Source organism: Acinetobacter variabilis (assembly GCF_000369625.1).
In the GTDB taxonomy this organism is placed as follows: domain Bacteria; phylum Pseudomonadota; class Gammaproteobacteria; order Pseudomonadales; family Moraxellaceae; genus Acinetobacter; species Acinetobacter variabilis.
On the sequence record NZ_KB850116.1, the window covers coordinates 57051 to 73405 of the forward strand.

The 16355-nt window shown below is 38.3% G+C and carries 13 protein-coding genes and 1 pseudogene; 9 read left to right on the forward strand and 5 right to left on the reverse strand.

The genetic code is table 11. From position 1 onward, the window contains the following. From F897_RS17990 to F897_RS15790, 7 genes are all read left to right on the forward strand, one after another. A partial coding sequence (locus F897_RS17990; protein ID WP_005237510.1) for a multicopper oxidase domain-containing protein occupies positions 1-747 on the forward strand: 747 nt, incomplete at its 5' end. After that, complete coding sequence (locus tag F897_RS15765) at positions 734-1654, forward strand: copper resistance protein B (protein ID WP_005237511.1); 921 nt, start codon at positions 734-736, stop codon at positions 1652-1654. The genes F897_RS17990 and F897_RS15765, both read left to right, overlap by 14 nt. Positions 1655-1766: 112 nt before the next feature. Further along, on the forward strand, positions 1767-2162 hold the full coding sequence (locus tag F897_RS15770; protein ID WP_002071399.1) for a hypothetical protein: 396 nt from the start codon (positions 1767-1769) through the stop codon (positions 2160-2162). Between the two features lie 80 nt (positions 2163-2242). Further along, a complete protein-coding gene (locus F897_RS15775) occupies positions 2243-3547 on the forward strand; it encodes a TolC family protein (protein WP_005237512.1) in 1305 nt (434 codons plus the stop codon). Beyond that, positions 3547-5046, forward strand: coding sequence for an efflux RND transporter periplasmic adaptor subunit (locus F897_RS15780; protein WP_000945694.1), 1500 nt, complete (start codon positions 3547-3549; stop codon positions 5044-5046). The genes F897_RS15775 and F897_RS15780 overlap by 1 nt, the downstream gene beginning before the upstream one ends. A 13-nt stretch (positions 5047-5059) precedes the next feature. Then, the gene (locus F897_RS15785) at positions 5060-8206 is read left to right on the forward strand and encodes an efflux RND transporter permease subunit (protein WP_005237521.1); all 3147 of its coding nucleotides are present in this window, start codon (positions 5060-5062) and stop codon (positions 8204-8206) included. A gap of 33 nt (positions 8207-8239) precedes the next feature. Beyond that, entirely contained in the window at positions 8240-8605 is a 366-nt protein-coding gene (locus F897_RS15790; protein ID WP_004726733.1) for a copper-binding protein, read from the forward strand. A gap of 783 nt (positions 8606-9388) precedes the next feature. Here F897_RS15790 and F897_RS15795 read toward each other — a convergent pair. From F897_RS15795 to F897_RS17250, 5 genes and pseudogenes are all read right to left on the reverse strand, one after another. After that, positions 9389-10654, reverse strand: a complete 1266-nt coding sequence (locus tag F897_RS15795; RefSeq protein ID WP_005237543.1) for a type II toxin-antitoxin system HipA family toxin — start codon at positions 10652-10654, stop codon at positions 9389-9391. Further along, complete coding sequence (locus tag F897_RS15800; protein ID WP_000366814.1) at positions 10654-10959, reverse strand: helix-turn-helix domain-containing protein; 306 nt, start codon at positions 10957-10959, stop codon at positions 10654-10656. Before F897_RS15800 ends, F897_RS15795 begins: the two co-directional genes overlap by 1 nt. Before the next feature lie 920 nt (positions 10960-11879). Next, positions 11880-12137: a hypothetical protein gene (locus F897_RS15805; RefSeq protein ID WP_004726728.1), complete on the reverse strand. Its 258-nt coding sequence runs from the start codon at positions 12135-12137 to the stop codon at positions 11880-11882. Positions 12138-12486: 349 nt separating this feature from the next. After that, a pseudogene (locus F897_RS15810) lies at positions 12487-13083 on the reverse strand (putative adenosine monophosphate-protein transferase Fic). A gap of 12 nt (positions 13084-13095) precedes the next feature. Further along, entirely contained in the window at positions 13096-13263 is a 168-nt protein-coding gene (locus F897_RS17250) for a YhfG family protein (RefSeq protein WP_002125865.1), read from the reverse strand. Positions 13264-13537: 274 nt separating this feature from the next. On the opposite strand from F897_RS17250, the gene F897_RS15815 reads away from it, so the two are divergent. Both F897_RS15815 and F897_RS15820 read left to right on the forward strand, forming a co-directional pair. Continuing rightward, positions 13538-14002 (forward strand): hypothetical protein, encoded by a 465-nt coding sequence (locus F897_RS15815; RefSeq protein ID WP_000911011.1) that lies wholly within the window; start codon positions 13538-13540, stop codon positions 14000-14002. Between the two features lie 12 nt (positions 14003-14014). Further along, positions 14015-16354, forward strand: a complete 2340-nt coding sequence (locus F897_RS15820; protein WP_002058482.1) for a hypothetical protein — start codon at positions 14015-14017, stop codon at positions 16352-16354. Position 16355: the final 1 nt, after the last annotated feature.

A 16355-nucleotide genomic window follows, 5' to 3' on the forward strand; every position in this document is an offset into this window, starting at 1 on the left:
GATCATGATATGTCTTCTATGAAAGGCATGAATCACGATATGTCTTCTATGAAAGGTATGGATCATGATATGTCTTCAATGAAAGATATGAATCACGATATGTCTTCTATGAAAGGTATGGATCATGATATGTCTTCTATGAAAGGTATGGATCATGATATGCCGATGAATAGCGCTACTGTTAAGGCGGCTTCAGACAAGAATGATAATACCGTATTTGGATGGGCAAATGCTTCAACACCTGAAGGTAATAAAGCATTGCAATATAGTGATTTGCAATCGTTAGATCCTCAAAAAGACACTCGTGCAGCTGAACGTGAAATAGAGATCCGTCTTGGTGGAAACATGGAGCGTTATATTTGGACAATAAATGGTAAAAAATTTAATGAAGCCGACCCACTAGTGGTGAAGTATGGTGAACGTATTCGCTTAAAATTTGTCAATGACAGTATGATGGCTCACCCAATGCACTTACATGGCATGTTTATGCAGCTTGAGAATGGTCAGGATCCAAGCAATATGCCAAACAAACATACGGTAATTGTTCCACCTGGGAAAACGATAACCACTCTACTCACAGCTGATGAGTTAGGTGAGTGGGCTATTCATTGTCACCTGCTTTACCATATGAGTGCAGGAATGATGAATAAACTCATTGTAGCTCAAGTGGAAGATGGTAATTCTACAAAGACTGTTCCTCAGTCCCAAGTAAATGAGAAGGGAGTAAATCCACATGCACATCACTAATAATTTGTTTTCAAAAACAACTTTGATGATTGCGCTATTTGGATTATCAAATCTAACGTTCGCTAAAAATGAAACTCCTGTACAAGACAGTAATATTACAAAAAATATGAAAATTCTTTTACAGGAATCTGGAGGATTAAAGTATTCCCTTCAAGAGCGTTATCCAGAATATTATTCAATGGAAAATGCGAATATGGGGGATAAGAGTGTCCAGATTGCGCTTGAGAACTCTAACTCACCTCATGACAATCATCTTAAAGAACATGGTGGACAAATTTATCAAACGACAAAATTTGAAAATGAATGGATGGTTGATGAAGACGGTAAGGGCAACCTAGGAACAAAGTTTGAAACTTTAATTGGAACAGATGAAAATCGTCTATTTATTGAAGCCAATTCGGAAAAGTCAGAAAGTAATGATCCAAAATATGCTGTATCAGCACTTTATAGCCGTAACGTAGCCCCATTTTGGGATGTACAAGCTGGGGTAAGATATAGTGAAGATAAAAATAACAGCAGCAGCGATCGAGTGGATGGGGTTATTGGTATATTAGGTCTAGCTCCTTATTTCTTTGAAACACAAGCATATCTTTATGGCGGTGAGAATAATTTTTGGGGAGCAAGTTTTGAATTAGAACGTGATTTGCTTTTAACTCAGAAACTTATTACTCAACCTTATATCGAAGCAGATGTAATATTTAGCGATGATTCTAACTATGCTGCAAAATCAGGTTTATCAGAACTTAAAACTGGTATCAAAACCCGATATGAGATTACTAAGCGAATTAAACCTTTCATTGATGTTGCTTACCAATATGAAAAAGGACAGAAAGCCACTTCTATGCAAGAGGCAACAGAGTCTGAAAAGGGATGGAAATATGGTGCAGGTATCGAATTAGTTTTTTAAAATAATATGACTTGGAATCATGAATGGTAGCTTCGGCTACTATTCATGAAATTGTTGTCATTTCCTTTCGAATCTGTAAAACTAAAAAAGCTTAAATTTTGGTCTTATCTCTATGCAGTGGTTAAAAACATGCCTATCGCTGTTTTTATCGTTTGCTATCCTTTTAGTAGGATCGGCTGCTGCTGCTTCGTCTGTACATAAGCGGTGTTTAATGCCATCTGAACAGATGAAATCCATGCAAATGGAAGCATCTCAAAACCAGGATATGATGCATACCGACTGTATGAAAGTTGAAGCAAAGGTCAAAAAAACGCTACATGATCCTTCCTGTATGTCTGAGCAAGATTGCATTATGTCTTTTGCCAAAATTGCGTACGCCAGTGATCCTCAAAGCATTTTGCACTCAACGGTATTCTCACCCGTAGAGCGATCAGTCTTTTATTTTCCAGATCAAAATCTTCCTGCTCCATACCCTTCAGGTTTATGGAAGCCCCCACGCTCTAACTAATTTGATAATTCTTCGTCATTCATAGCATTTTTTATGGATGTTCTGCGCGTGCGCGTGTATATCATTTTAGAGCTAAAAATATGAAATTTTATAAAGAAAAGCTATCTCGCAGGGTGAGATGGCCGATAGGTGTGATCTGTTTTTCTCTAGTCTATGGTCAAGTCTATGCCCAGCCACTGACTTTGGATACAGCTTTGAAGCTTGCTGAGCAATATGCTCCAACTTTAAGAGTAAATAGTGCCCAAATTGAAGGGGCTGAGAATGTAGTTTTAGCTTCAGGTATTTTACCCAACCCTAAATTATTTGTCGGTTTGGAGAATTATCCTATATCTGGTGATGCGTCATGGTCAGTCACACAAGATGGCATGACCATGCAGAAAATTGGCGTTATGCAAGATTTTCCAAACCGCGCCAAAAGACAAGCCGAGGTCGAGTTAGCAAAAGCTGAATTGGGTTCAGTCACTGCTCAAACTGAGATTCTACGTATTGAGTTACGTCAAAAAGTTGCATCTGCTTGGTTTAAACGTTTTTATCTTGAGCGTAAATTGGCGCTATACGATGAACTGTTTTCAGAGAATCGATTACTTTCTCAGATGACCCAAACACAGGTCACCTCTGGTCGGACAATGGTTGCTGATGCACTTGATCCAAAACAAGAAGCCACGGTATTGCTTGACCAGAAGGATGATTTGCTTCGTGATTTAAATAAAGCCAAGCTAGAGTTGCATCGCTTGATCAGTGCAGAGCCTACCGAAAACCTTACTCAAATTGAAACCTTACCTGACCAAGCTCCATCCATCCATCTTGATTCATCAAAGTTATATCATCATTTGCATCAACATCCTGAATTAAAAGCATTTCAGGCAGAAAAGAAAACTGCTGAAGCAAAACTGAAGCAAGCTCAGGCTTTACAGAAACCAGATTGGGGGATTGAGCTTGCTTATCAGCATCGAGCACGCGAATTTGGCGATATGATCGGGGTTCAACTCACAACAGAGCTTCCAGTATTTTCAAAAAGACGTAGTGGGCCGCTCGTTCAGGCAGCTTTAGCCGAACAAAACCGGATCATTGCCGATCAAGAAGTTCAATACCGTGAACATCTCACCATGCTGGATGATGGGTTATCTGATCTTGATGCGCTTGGTCAACAAATTAAGCGTACGATACAGACAAGTATTCCACTCGCCAAACAAAAAGTGGGTTTACAGTTAGCAAGTTACCAAGCAGGCAAAAGCAATTTGTCCAATGTCATTACCGCCCGGCAAGCTCTTTTAGAACAACAGCTGCGTCTTATTGATCTTCAACAACAACAAGCAATTACAACAGCACAACTTTATTTTGCCTTTGAAGAGCCGACCTTAAACCATGCTGAGGAGCAGCCATAATGTTAAGAAATAAATTGGCAATGACTGTCATGGGAGTTGCCACAATTAGTCTTGTCGTAGGTGGCGGTGCCGGATATTGGTTTGCTCATCAGGAAGAGGGTTCTCAATCGGCATTGGTAAGCCAGAAGCAGGATGCTAAAGTGCTTTATTGGTACGATCCAATGAAACCAGAACATCATTTTGATAAGCCAGGCAAGTCTCCATTTATGGACATGCAACTGGTACCTAAATATGCAGACGAAAATACTGCGATGACGGATGAAAGTCGTCCTACAGTCAAAATAGATCCATCTCTTCAACAAAATTTAGCCATCCGTTACGGCACTGTTGAACAGGCTGTAATTGGAAATGCCATGTTTACTAATGGCATATTACAAGCAAATGAACGGCAAACAGCTATTTTACAAACTAGAGCAAGTGGCTTTGTTCAGCGAGTGTATGGGCATGCTGTTGGAGATATGGTGACCGAAGGAAGCCCTATAGCTGATATTTCAATACCCGAATGGACTGGAGAGCAAACTGAATTTTTAGCTGTGCTCCGTACTGGAGATCGTTCCCTTATTCAAGCAAGCCGTCAACGTTTGCAGCTTTTAGGAATACCACAAAATGTGATTCATCAAGTTGAGCGAACTCGTCGAGTGCAATCTAATATAACTTTGCAAGCTCCCATTAGTGGATTTATTGATTCACTAGAAGTCCGCAATGGTATGGCTTTGGCTATGGGACAAACCTTGGCCACAATTAAAGGTATCAACCCGATTTGGCTAGAGGCAGCCGTTCCTGAAAAACAAATTGCTGGAATCAAACGAGGTATGAGTGTAGAAGCCAATTTTGCTGCTTTTTCTCAAAAAGTAACTGGCAAAGTTATCGACATTTTGCCTACCTTAGATACAACATCAAGAACTATTAAAGTTCGGATTGAATTACCAAATCCTAGTGGTCAACTTAAGCCAGGGATGTTTGCTTCTGTCAATATAATAAATAATCCCCAAAGCAGTTTGGTTGTACCAGAGCAAGCTGTTATACGGACAGGTACTCGGAATGTTGTCATTGTAGGGCGTGAGCAAGGACGTTTTGAACCAGTTGTTGTACAGTTAGGGCAAAGTGATGGCAATAAAATTGCAGTCCTGCAAGGGTTGAAAGCTGGTCAGAGAGTAGTGATTTCAGGACAATTTCTGATTGATTCTGAAGCAAATTTGCAAGGCGTATTGGATAAGCTCAACACTGGGCAACCAATTGCATCATCTCAAACGATTAAGAGGTCAACATATCAAGGTCTTGGTAAAGTTGAAAAAGTCACAAATCAAGATATTACCATTTCACACCAAGCTATTCCTGAGTTGGGCTGGGGTGCTATGACCATGAGCTTTAAACAGCCCGTACAACCATTTACCCGAATTCAGCAAGGTGACCAGGTCAACTTTAGTTTTACAAAAGTTGGAGATGCTTACGTTATTTCTGACATTTCCAAGATGTCTATGGCATCTTTGAAGAACTAACGGGAGAACTATTATGATCGCTCGTATTATTCGTTTTTCAATTGCGAATCGCATATTTGTTTTGTTGGCAGCTTTAGTTTTGGCAGCTTGGGGAACTTGGGCTGTAAAGAATACACCGGTTGATGCTTTGCCAGATTTGTCTGATGTACAAGTGATTGTCCGAACTAATTTTCCCGGTCAGGCACCACAAATTGTTGAAAATCAGGTGACCTATCCTTTAACAACAACCATGTTATCGGTGCCCGGTGTTAAAACTGTTCGCGGTTATTCTTTTTTTGGTGATTCATTTGTATATGTCATTTTTGATGAACATACCGATCTTTATTGGGCCCGTTCGCGTGTATTGGAATATCTAAATCAGATTCAGGGAAGAATTCCTGCAAATGCGAAATCTTCATTAGGGCCAGATGCCACAGGCGTTGGCTGGGTTTATGAATATGCGTTAGTTGATCCAACAGGACAACATGACCTTTCACAACTGAGAAGCATACAAGACTGGTTTTTAAAGTATGAACTAAAGACATTACCCAATGTGGCTGAAGTTGCCACGATTGGGGGAATGGTGAAGCAATATCAGGTTGTCTTAGACCCAAGCAAAATGGCGGCTTTAGGTGTTACACAAAACAATGTCATTGAAGCGATTCAAAAGGCTAATCAGGAAACTGGTGGTTCAGTCCTTGAAATGGCTGAAACTGAATATATGGTACGAGCTTCTGGTTATTTAAAAACTTTAGATGATTTTCGCCAGATTCCACTACGAACAAATAGTTTGGGTGTTCCTGTTTCTTTAGGTGATGTTGCAACAATTCAACTCGGACCGGAAATGCGTCGTGGTATCACTGAGCTGAATGGACAAGGTGAAACTGTTGGCGGTGTTGTGATTTTACGGGCCGGTAAGAATGCACGTGAAACGATTACTGCTGTGAAAGCAAAACTGGCTGAATTGCAACAAAGTTTACCTAAAGGAGTGCAAGTTGTTCCTGTATATGATCGCAGTAAACTGATTGATCGGGCAGTCGAGAATCTCAGTCATAAATTAATTGAAGAATTTATTGTCGTGGCTTTAGTCTGTGGACTTTTCCTCTGGCATTTACGATCAGCAATGGTAGCTATTGTTTCTTTACCACTTGGGATTTTGTCGGCTTTCTTAGTCATGTACTATCAGGGCCTAAATGCCAATATCATGTCATTGGGGGGGATTGCCATTGCTATTGGCGCTATGGTTGATGCAGCGGTTGTGATGGTTGAAAATGCACATAAGCATATAGAGACTTGGCAGCATGAACATCCCAATCAAGTATTAGAAACTCAAGCACGCTGGAATATTATTGCCCGTTCCGCCAGTGAAGTTGGTCCTGCTTTATTTTTCTGCTTACTTATCATTACCTTATCTTTTATTCCTGTTTTTACTTTACAGGCGCAAGAAGGACGTTTGTTCTCGCCTCTGGCGTTTACCAAAACCTATGCCATGGCAGCGGCAGCTGGTTTATCCATTACCCTGATTCCTGTTTTGATGGGTTATTGGATCCGCGGGAAATTACCCTCAGAACAGCGTAATCCATTGAACCGTTTCCTCATCAAAATATACCGACCTATGTTGGATCAGGTTTTAGCTCATCCAAAGACCACTTTATTTGGTGCGTTGCTAATTTTCCTTATTAGTCTTTTACCTTTAACTCGATTAGGTGGAGAATTTCTACCGAATATGGATGAAGGTGATTTACTGTATATGCCTTCAGCTTTACCAGGATTGTCCGCAGCTAAGGCCTCAGAACTGTTACAGCAAACAGATCGAATGATTAAAACGGTTCCAGAAGTTGCGACAGTATTTGGTAAAGCAGGGAGAGCTGAGTCAGCAACAGACCCTGCGCCTTTAGAAATGTTTGAAACCACGATTCAGTTCAAACCACGGTCTGAATGGCGCTCAGGTATGACACCTGACAAATTAGTAAAAGAACTGGATAAAGCAGTTCAAGTACCGGGTTTAACGAATATTTGGGTGCCACCTATTCGTAACCGGATTGATATGTTGGCAACTGGGGTGAAAAGTCCAATCGGGATTAAGATTTCAGCAAATGATCTGCAAGATATTGATCGGGTAGCACAGCAAATTGAACAAGTGGCTAAACAGGTGCCCGGAGTTAGCTCGGCTTTGGCTGAACGACTCACAGGTGGTCGATATGTTGATGTCGATATTAACCGTATGCAGGCTGCACGATATGGCCTCAATATCAACGATGTGCAGCAAATTGTATCATCTGCGATTGGCGGGGAAAATATTGGTGAAACTGTTGAGGGATTAGCAAGATATCCTATTAATGTACGTTATCCACGAGAGATTCGAGACTCATTGGAAGCTTTGAGAAATTTACCGATTGTAACTGAATCTGGACAACAAATTGTATTAAGTAGTGTTGCCAATATTCAAATTACAGATGGCCCTCCAATGCTAAAAAGTGAGAATGCTCGCCCAAGCGGTTGGGTTTATGTAGACGTACAGGGACGTGACTTAGCTTCGGTTGTGCAAGATTTGAAGCAGTCTATTGATCAAAAAGTAAAACGCTCCTCTGCCATGAGCATTAGCTATACAGGGCAATTTGAGTTTATGGAACGTGCTAATGCGCGTTTAAAAGTCATCATTCCAATTACATTGATGATTATTTTTCTACTGCTCTATTTGATTTTTAGACAAGTACAAGATGCAGTTCTGATTATGGCAACGCTACCTTTTGCTTTGATTGGTGGTATATGGGCCATGTATTTGAGCGGTTTTCACTTTTCAGTTGCGATTGCAGTTGGTTTTATCGCACTTGCAGGTGTTGCTGCTGAGTTTGGTGTAGTCATGTTGTTCTATTTGAAGCAAGCAGTTGAACATGCACAGCAAAACCTATCTTCTTCAACAACATCCTTAACGGAGCAACAACTCAATGATGCAATCCGAACAGGAGCTGTACTACGCGTTCGTCCTAAAGCCATGACGGTTGCCGTCATTTTGGCAGGCTTAATTCCTATACTTTTAGGGACTGGGACAGGTTCTGAATTGATGAGCCGTATTGCTTTACCTATGGTTGGGGGCATGATTTCAGCTCCTCTACTGTCAATGTTTGTTATCCCGGCTGTATATCAGCTTTTAATCAAAAGAAAACTATCAACACATTGATCGTTTTATTATTTCGTCTAAAGAGGTTTTATTATGTTGAAATTCATGAAAATTATTGCTCTTGTTACCACTATTGCTGCATTAAGCGCATGTAGTAAAAATGAAGCATCAGAGCAGAAGAAAGCAGACGCACCTATGGAGCAGATGAATAAGGAGTCTTCTACCGCTACAACGGCTCAAGCCGTTGGGGTGATTACTGCTATTGATACGAAAGAAAATATTTTAACACTCGACCATGAAGCAATTCCTGCGATTAATTGGCCAGCAATGAAGATGGGCTTTAAAGTTGCTGACCCATCCTTATTAAATGGTTTAACCGTAGGAGACAAAGTTGACTTTGAATTAAAAGCAGAAGGAGAAAATTATATAGTCATCACTGTGAAGGCTAAAAATCTATAACAGCCTTAGTATATGATGCCAGTAGTGCTATATCCTTTAGACGCTATTGGCATTTTTATAGAAGTTAAATAAGATCGCTTTAAAAATTCCAGTTTATATAGTTCAATTCTTGAATTTTATTTTATCAATTCCACTGTAAGGCAAGAAAGCATTTGAACCGTACCGGGTTTGTCGGAGAGTTTTTTATTTAAGTTAGGCCACCTGACCTAATAACACTAAATATAAAAAAAATGGAAGAATAATTTACTAAGTTATTGTTTTTAAGTTGATCCTTGTTTTATATGGGGGTGATAATAACTTCTGATTACTAGTTTTTACCTTAAATATACCGATTGAAAGATTCATTTAAAGGCTATGAATACATGAGTTTTACAGTTTGGCTAGGTCAGCATGAGTACTTTTCACAAGATTTAAGATCGACCATGAACGTGATTAAGTTATAGGGGATTGATGAAATAGTTTTTATGAATTTCTGGCTTTCTGGGCTGATTTTATCAAATTCATGTCTATGCAAAATTGCGACATATTTCTCGTGCTGGTAGTTATCCAGAGTTTGGTCTGCATCTATCCATAGTGCAGACCTTTTTTTGGTGACAGTTTTTTCTTAGTGATTTTCGATCTGGATGTAGTGATTTCACGTTTGCAGAATATATCTTAGCGGTGATCCATCTAATATTCGTGATTATAAAGAGAGCTAATTCACAGGTTCTACAGATTATGTAGCGACTAACTATATCAAAGTCTATTTGCAGTTGATGGTTGGCGCTTAGTTTATATTTACGCTTAGGTTTCAGTTAAAAAATCAATATTCTGTTGAATCCGTGATTGAATCATCTGTAGGGTAGATTCTCGAATTTGATGGGGATACAGGCGCTGCGCAATTTGACTAAATTGAAGTGCAATTTCACGCATGGTCAAGATGATCTCATCGACTTCTAGAGTAGTCAGATTAGCTTCTGAAGTACCGAGTTTATGTATGTCATTTCGGGAAATATTGAGCGCTTCTCCCATAATGTCCATTTGATGATAACCACCTGGACCCTCGCAGAAGGTCACATCATAGGCTGGAGCCAATTTCCATTGACCATTTTTCTCCATGAGAAATGAAAAGTTCTTAGTATGGTCATCCCGATTATTGAAAAGCACATTAAACACAGCACGTTTAAAAGCATGCAATCTTTCTCGTACATCTTGCGTACACATCAAGGTTGCCCGGAGAAAATTGCGATAGTCTAGGCTACCTGGAACTTTATAGTCTGCTCCTGTATATACAGCCAAACTCTGCATTGGAATCCGCATACCATTTTGACGATCGAATCGTTTAGAAGCAAAAGCCGTTAAACCATTGGGCAAATTAAAGAAATGGGTATCTGGAGTCTCAATTGCACAAAGTCGCAAACATTCTGCATAGACGGCTTCAATGGCGCAGACTTCAGGATGCTCTTGCTGAGCAGGAAACTTAATCAGCCAGGCTTCATGTTGATCAGAATCTTGAGTCGAAAACTCTAAATTGACAGGATCTCGGTAAACCAACGCTTTTGGTCTGGCACCTTGAGGGGAGCCACCCATGACCAATAAATGCTGTAGAAATTCACCACCTTCACCTTTGAGTACTTCTTGAACTTCCTGGGCCAGTTGTTGTAAAGGGATATTTTCTGAGGTTTGCATGTCAGCAACACAAGGTTCAAAGGAGAGGGCACCCATTGCGTGACTACTAATATAGGTCAGACGCTCCAAAGGTCCAATTCGTGCTGAATTTAAGCCAATTTTTTTGAAATATCGATCCATCAACATCATGCCCCAACCATCTGGTAAAGCGTCATAGACTGGACCTGGGAGTCCCATTTGATGAGTAGGAAAACCTTGTCTGAATGGTAGACCTTTTAAAGGCAGCAAGTAAGAAGAGAGCTCAACACCTTGCTGTATTGCTTCTGGACTATATTCAAAAGCAATGGTGGGTCTACCTGTCGTGGCTGTTGAACTAATCAGCGTTCCCCATAACCATGATTCGCCCCAACCGTTGTAATAAACATTAAGTCTATTGAGCATTATCCCTTCCTCTTAATACGGTGGCGCTTACTTTGACTCTCATAGCGAAGAATGTCATTCACACTGTTAAGCTGAGGTTTAAATAGTTCCTGAAGTTCGTTTAATCGACCCAAGACCATTGCAATACGGACTAAATTTTCAACAGATACATTTCGTCCCGCTTCAAGATTCGAAACTGTATTCACGCCGACACCAGCGCGTGCTGCTACCTCAGCTTGAGACATCTCCAGAAAGAGTCGTTGCTTACGTAAACGCTCACCTAAAAGAGTCACAACTTCTTCTGGTTTAGTGAAATATAAATCCATTAAATTGGGTCTTAAGAATGAATAATTTAATTAAATCACAAAATAATGGAATTAATCTATAGCTATAGTGTGGCTAAGGAGGGCTTTGTTGCACAGCACATCAGAAGGGTAGGTATAGTCCTTGGGTATCGGTTACAGAAAATCATCAGGATGTACTTTGACTGATTGTTGATACGGAGATTTCAGTATTTTCATTTTTCCTAATAGGTCACATTACTTAGAAAGGGTTCTTCGAAAATTAGTTCATACTTTAAAAATCCTATAAATATTGAGGATATTTTCTTAATGCTTTCAATATAGCATGCGGCTATATGTAACTCGAACGGGCTTAATCTGCCTTTCAGTATAAATTTTTTGGGCGTGAGAGGGGAGAGGTGTGAGGGCAAGCAATTTATATCGTGTATACTTCTAAATTACTTATGTAATAGAAGGTGGTAAACATGGATTTAGAGGTAATAACACTAAATATAAAAAAATTGGAAGAATAATTTATTAAATTATTGTTTTTATGTGGTTATTGGTGATGTTAGGAATAATAATAACTTTTTTCTTGATGAATTTTACCTAAAAAAATTGATCAGATAATTTTCTTTAAATGTCATGCATACATAAATTTGACAGTTTGAAGGGATCGGTATGTGCATTTTTCACAAGGTTAAAGATCGACCATAAATGTGATAAACGGCAGAGGATCATTGAAAAATGAATGGATTTAAACACTACATGTATGCACGAAAAAAAGTATCGCTGCGGTTCTGCTGACAGGCTGTATTGAGCATTGAATGCAAATGATGTAGTAATTGTCTACAGGCTATAGGACCAGCATGAAGAAGAATGAAATGTAGTTGCCAATTTATAACCTTGGTTGAAAAGCATAGCATTGTTATTCGGAGAAGTGAGGTAAGCCATCCTTCTCTTATTCATTTAAAATGATTCTTACTCAACTGATCTCGACTCATGGGCTGGTTCCAATTAGACGGATAATAACTTCCATCCCCTATCTTTTTCTTACCACATTTCTTGCATTTAATCCCTTCTTTGGAGATTTGATTCAGCATCACTGTTGTCGGTTGAATCAAATCAATGACATAGTTCGTTGGTTCAGGAAAAGCAGAAGAGGCTGCTTTATTGCAAAAGAGAACATTCGGATCAAATGGATTGGATTGCACAAAAGCCATGATACAGCCACAGAGTAATTCACCTGCATGTAATCTGTAACATCCATTCAGGTCATCAGACGAAGATTAATCTGAAATTTAAGCACTAAACGCCATAAATCTATGTATGGGCAGACTTTTTTGAGACATATGTTGATAAACATGCGGCAAGTTACATTGCTTAAAAGTCTATCTAAGTTAACGATCTATTCAATTCTGGATAAGTAATCTGAATATTACGATCCTAAATTACCCGAAGAGTATTAAGATTTCTAAGAATCGTGATTGTTGGTTTATTTGGGAAATTAATCAGTGGATTGAAGCAAAGATGATGGCTCATTAAGGATTGTGGGCTTCGACTACTTAAATTTTAGGTATTTTGAATAAAGCATATTTCAAAAATCTTAATTAATGGATTTAAATTACCATAAAAACCTTCAATATTGGCTTGAATCCATTGTTGTTGAGAGTCAATGCGAGACCAATCAATACCATAACCACAATGAGCAATCAGATGCTCAAAGAAAATCCGTTGTGTACGTCCATTACCTTCACGGAATGGGTGTATGACATTAAGCTCACAATACAAGTCGGCAAGTTGAGGAATCAGTTGTTGTGGTGCTAAGCCTTGAAAGTATTTTTTTTCTTGAAGCGGTTTGAGTAGTTTATTGGTTTCAATTTCAATACGGGAAAAATTACAAAAACGGGTGTCACCTTTGGAAATATCGATTTGTCTTAACTTTCCTGCCCAGTCGTATAAGTCGCCAAAGAGCTGCGCATGAATTGATTTTAAGTATTGTAAGTCGTAAGGTGGTTCAGCATATTCAATTAAGTTACTTGCCAATCCAGACAGTTCTAGTTCAGCTTATTCTAAAATTTGTTCATCATGAATATTGAGTTTGTTCTTTAGGATATTTGTGCCAGGGTAACAATACAGGCTGTCACCCATTTCCCCATATTTATCCATACATGCACCTGACTAAGTTTCGGGTTGCGAATACTTCTTATATTTTTGCAAGATTTCAGCTTTACTTTGTTGAGTTGTTTGAGCTGTCGTTGTAATGCCTTCAAGCTTTAGGCTGGCTTGATAGTTTTGCGCACGTGTCGCTTGAATATATTTTTTTTTCTGTTCAGTGGTTCTGAGCATTTCGAAACTCCATTGATGCTACACGTGAAGTAAGTATAGCAGAGAATCTTTTTGATCAATGCTGCATACACAGCATTTCAAAATGTAATACAACGGTATTGTTTCATGTAATAACAGAAAACTAAAAAAAAGTGGAAGAATTTTTAAAATTTAGACCACCCATGATAAGTAAACCATATGTATTTGTTGATAATTGTAATTTTGAGAAAATTTAGTTGATAAATTAAATGAATTTTAATATACAAAGATATGCTCATTTTTTATATCGATAAAAATGTTAAAATTTGACTATTTAGTAAAAAATATAGAGATATTTATGGGGCAATTTATCATGCCCTTTTGCTTTGAGCGACAAAATGTTCAATTTAAGATAGTAAAAATTAACTCAGAACTACTGAAAATCAAAAAGATTAAACAGAGCCAGAAAGTAGTAGTACAAGCAAAGTTCAAAATAATCTATGTGAAAATTTGGCAAAAAATATTGCTATTAATGCAAACGGAGCCATGCTTACGTGTACATTCTAATTATGTTGCAATCTTACAGTTGATACATAATCTTGATGATTTTATCGAAAAATCACAGCAACACTTGTGCTTTGAGAGAAAAGCTCAGAAAGAGCTGGATGCTAAATTTTTTGCTAGATTTTTTAAGCTGACAAAGAGTTCAATAAAAGATCAACTTTTACCAAATTGTTCAGATCGTAATGAATTTAACCAATGCAATTTGATAAAAAATTAAGCGAAAGCGAATATGCCAAAGATTGAAACAGAAGAGCAATTCTTAGATTTAGCAGAAAAATTCCAAAAAGATTATTGTTTATTACGCAATCATGTTGTGAATACACAATTTGTCGATCTATCAGATGATTTACGTGAAAAAGCCCATGCTCTATATAAGGAAGCACAACAGATATATGGCTATATATCTAGTTCTAGACAATTAGGTAAATATTATTATCTAGCTTCTTTAAGTTATTTTGCATGCCCGACTACTAGTAATACTCAAGAGCTGTCGTCTGAACGTTATTTGATTCTACAAGCGAGTTTTTTAACATATCGGCAGTATCAAGAATTTGCAAAAATTGATAAAGCTGAGAATAAGCAAAAACATGTTTGTGATCTCTTTCGCTATGTATCACGATATGTTCTGGATTCTAATCATGCTGAATTATTTCAAGAATGCAGTGAGCTACTAAATCGCTATGTCATGTACGAACGTAACTTGAAAAAGGAGGATCGTAATCAACTTTTTAATATTAAAGATTTCAAACAAGTACAAGCCATAGAGTATTTATCGGCTCTATTAATAATTTTTAAAAGACTTGATGATCGTCGTGTTGTTCATCGTCAGCGTAAGTCAAAAAAAAGTAAAGTTTTGCAATGGCCGACGAAAAATGAACTCAAAAAATTTCGTGAAATTAAAACGGGTAAGCAAGTAGATATTGGACATAACGCAAAGATCAGTATTTATGATGCCGCTCTTCACAAAGATGAAGAGGGTGAAGTTGATCTATTAGATCCTGAAATGGAGTTTTATTCAGAAGATGAAAAGTCTAAAAATTTAAATTATATACTCAGCGATAATGCGACGCATCTAATGCGGCATCGCCAGCGCCGTCATGCTCCTTTTGTTACAAATCCACATTATTTGGCGCCAGATATACTGAAGCAAATTGTTTATGTGTTGAGAACCGAGTTATCCGGGCACTGGAGGGATGCTGCAATCGCTGCAGCATGTTTATTGTCACTTTTGACGGGATTATCACCCGTCGCACTGATGGATTTTAACGAGCTTATTCAAGATGGAATTTTGATCCAGAATGGTTCAAGTAGACGTCGCGAATATTTACTCAAATTAAATCTTAAAATTACAGAGCAGAAGATTAAGAGCTTAAATCATGTGCGGTGGAATGAAGTGATGACACATCAACTACATTTACCTTCTGCTTGGTTTGACTATATAGAACAAGCATCGAATCCACTAATTTCATCAACACACATTAATACGAAACTTAAGAATTGGCTTGATAATCGGTTTGTAGGTTCGATCACTGTAGAAAAACTGCAGGCTCAATTATATTTTCATATATATTATGAAACATATAATGAATATCTTGCTCATGTAATTGCTGGGCGGGATAGTCAGCATCACATGCCTGGTATCTATTATGGCGGGCTACCGAAAACTCAACTCAGTAGCACATATCTAGCCTTTTTAGAAAAAGCACTTACACCACATTCCACACATTTTACTGAAGACACGGCTGAACTAAAAATATTGCAACAACAATTCAAAGTGCAATCTGCATTATCTATAGGAAGGATAGGGAGCCAACTGGCACTTGAACCCAATTTTGTGAAAGAGCAATTCCATATTTTACATAGACATTGTCACGAAAACATCCAAGAAGATAAGCACATTATTAATCAACTTAATGCATATGCGTGTTGGATGTGGCATATCAGTTTGTTGAGTTTGGCAAGTCGGCCTAAAAAAAACCTGTTGGGGAATTTGGATGATTATTGTGTTGAGCTCAAGCTTTTATATGTGAATGATAAAAAAAATAGTAAAGCAAGAAAAGATGGTCGTTTTATCCCTTTATCTGATTTTTTCATAAAAACACTGCAAAATTACACTGCCTTTTTAGAACAAATTATTGAAGCGTACGGTTCATTTTTTAGACAAGTCTTTGCAAAGAAGAAGATAACTGTAAATGATCTTTTTGGTAAGGTCATTTTTAGTAAAGATATCTTGCCGATAACTGTCAAAGAATGGCAGAGCAGGAAAATTAAGTTAATCCCTTTATCGAGAAAATGGGTGAATTCATATATGCAAGGAGTCTTTCCAAAGAATATGTATTCGAATTGGTTACGTCATTTTGACATGAACTTTTTGATGCATGAGCAGCAAGAGGGTAAACCAGCATTAGCTTTTCACTTAATTCAGGCCCTGTATGGTCATGACCAACGTGACCGAGAGGCTTTTCATCCGCATTCTTCACTTATCCCGAATGTCTATGTACAGCAAGCCCGCCAGCAATTGCAAGATAATGTCAAATCTTTATCGATTAAACACTTAGAGCGAAAATAGT

What these genes read in the sequence shown, in the direction of transcription:
- F897_RS15790 (WP_004726733.1), top strand. Translation starts at nt 8,240, where the DNA reads ATGTTGAAATTCATGAAAATTATTGCTCTTGTTACCACTATTGCTGCA.
- F897_RS15795 (WP_005237543.1), bottom strand. Translation starts at nt 10,654, where the DNA reads ATGCTCAATAGACTTAATGTTTATTACAACGGTTGGGGCGAATCATGG.
- F897_RS15785 (WP_005237521.1), top strand. Translation starts at nt 5,060, where the DNA reads ATGATCGCTCGTATTATTCGTTTTTCAATTGCGAATCGCATATTTGTT.
- F897_RS17250 (WP_002125865.1), bottom strand. Translation starts at nt 13,263, where the DNA reads ATGCTCAGAACCACTGAACAGAAAAAAAAATATATTCAAGCGACACGT.
- F897_RS15765 (WP_005237511.1), top strand. Translation starts at nt 734, where the DNA reads ATGCACATCACTAATAATTTGTTTTCAAAAACAACTTTGATGATTGCG.
- F897_RS15780 (WP_000945694.1), top strand. Translation starts at nt 3,547, where the DNA reads ATGTTAAGAAATAAATTGGCAATGACTGTCATGGGAGTTGCCACAATT.
- F897_RS15770 (WP_002071399.1), top strand. Translation starts at nt 1,767, where the DNA reads ATGCAGTGGTTAAAAACATGCCTATCGCTGTTTTTATCGTTTGCTATC.
- F897_RS15775 (WP_005237512.1), top strand. Translation starts at nt 2,243, where the DNA reads ATGAAATTTTATAAAGAAAAGCTATCTCGCAGGGTGAGATGGCCGATA.
- F897_RS15805 (WP_004726728.1), bottom strand. Translation starts at nt 12,137, where the DNA reads ATGGCTTTTGTGCAATCCAATCCATTTGATCCGAATGTTCTCTTTTGC.
- F897_RS15815 (WP_000911011.1), top strand. Translation starts at nt 13,538, where the DNA reads ATGTTAAAATTTGACTATTTAGTAAAAAATATAGAGATATTTATGGGG.
- F897_RS15820 (WP_002058482.1), top strand. Translation starts at nt 14,015, where the DNA reads ATGCCAAAGATTGAAACAGAAGAGCAATTCTTAGATTTAGCAGAAAAA.
- F897_RS15800 (WP_000366814.1), bottom strand. Translation starts at nt 10,959, where the DNA reads ATGGATTTATATTTCACTAAACCAGAAGAAGTTGTGACTCTTTTAGGT.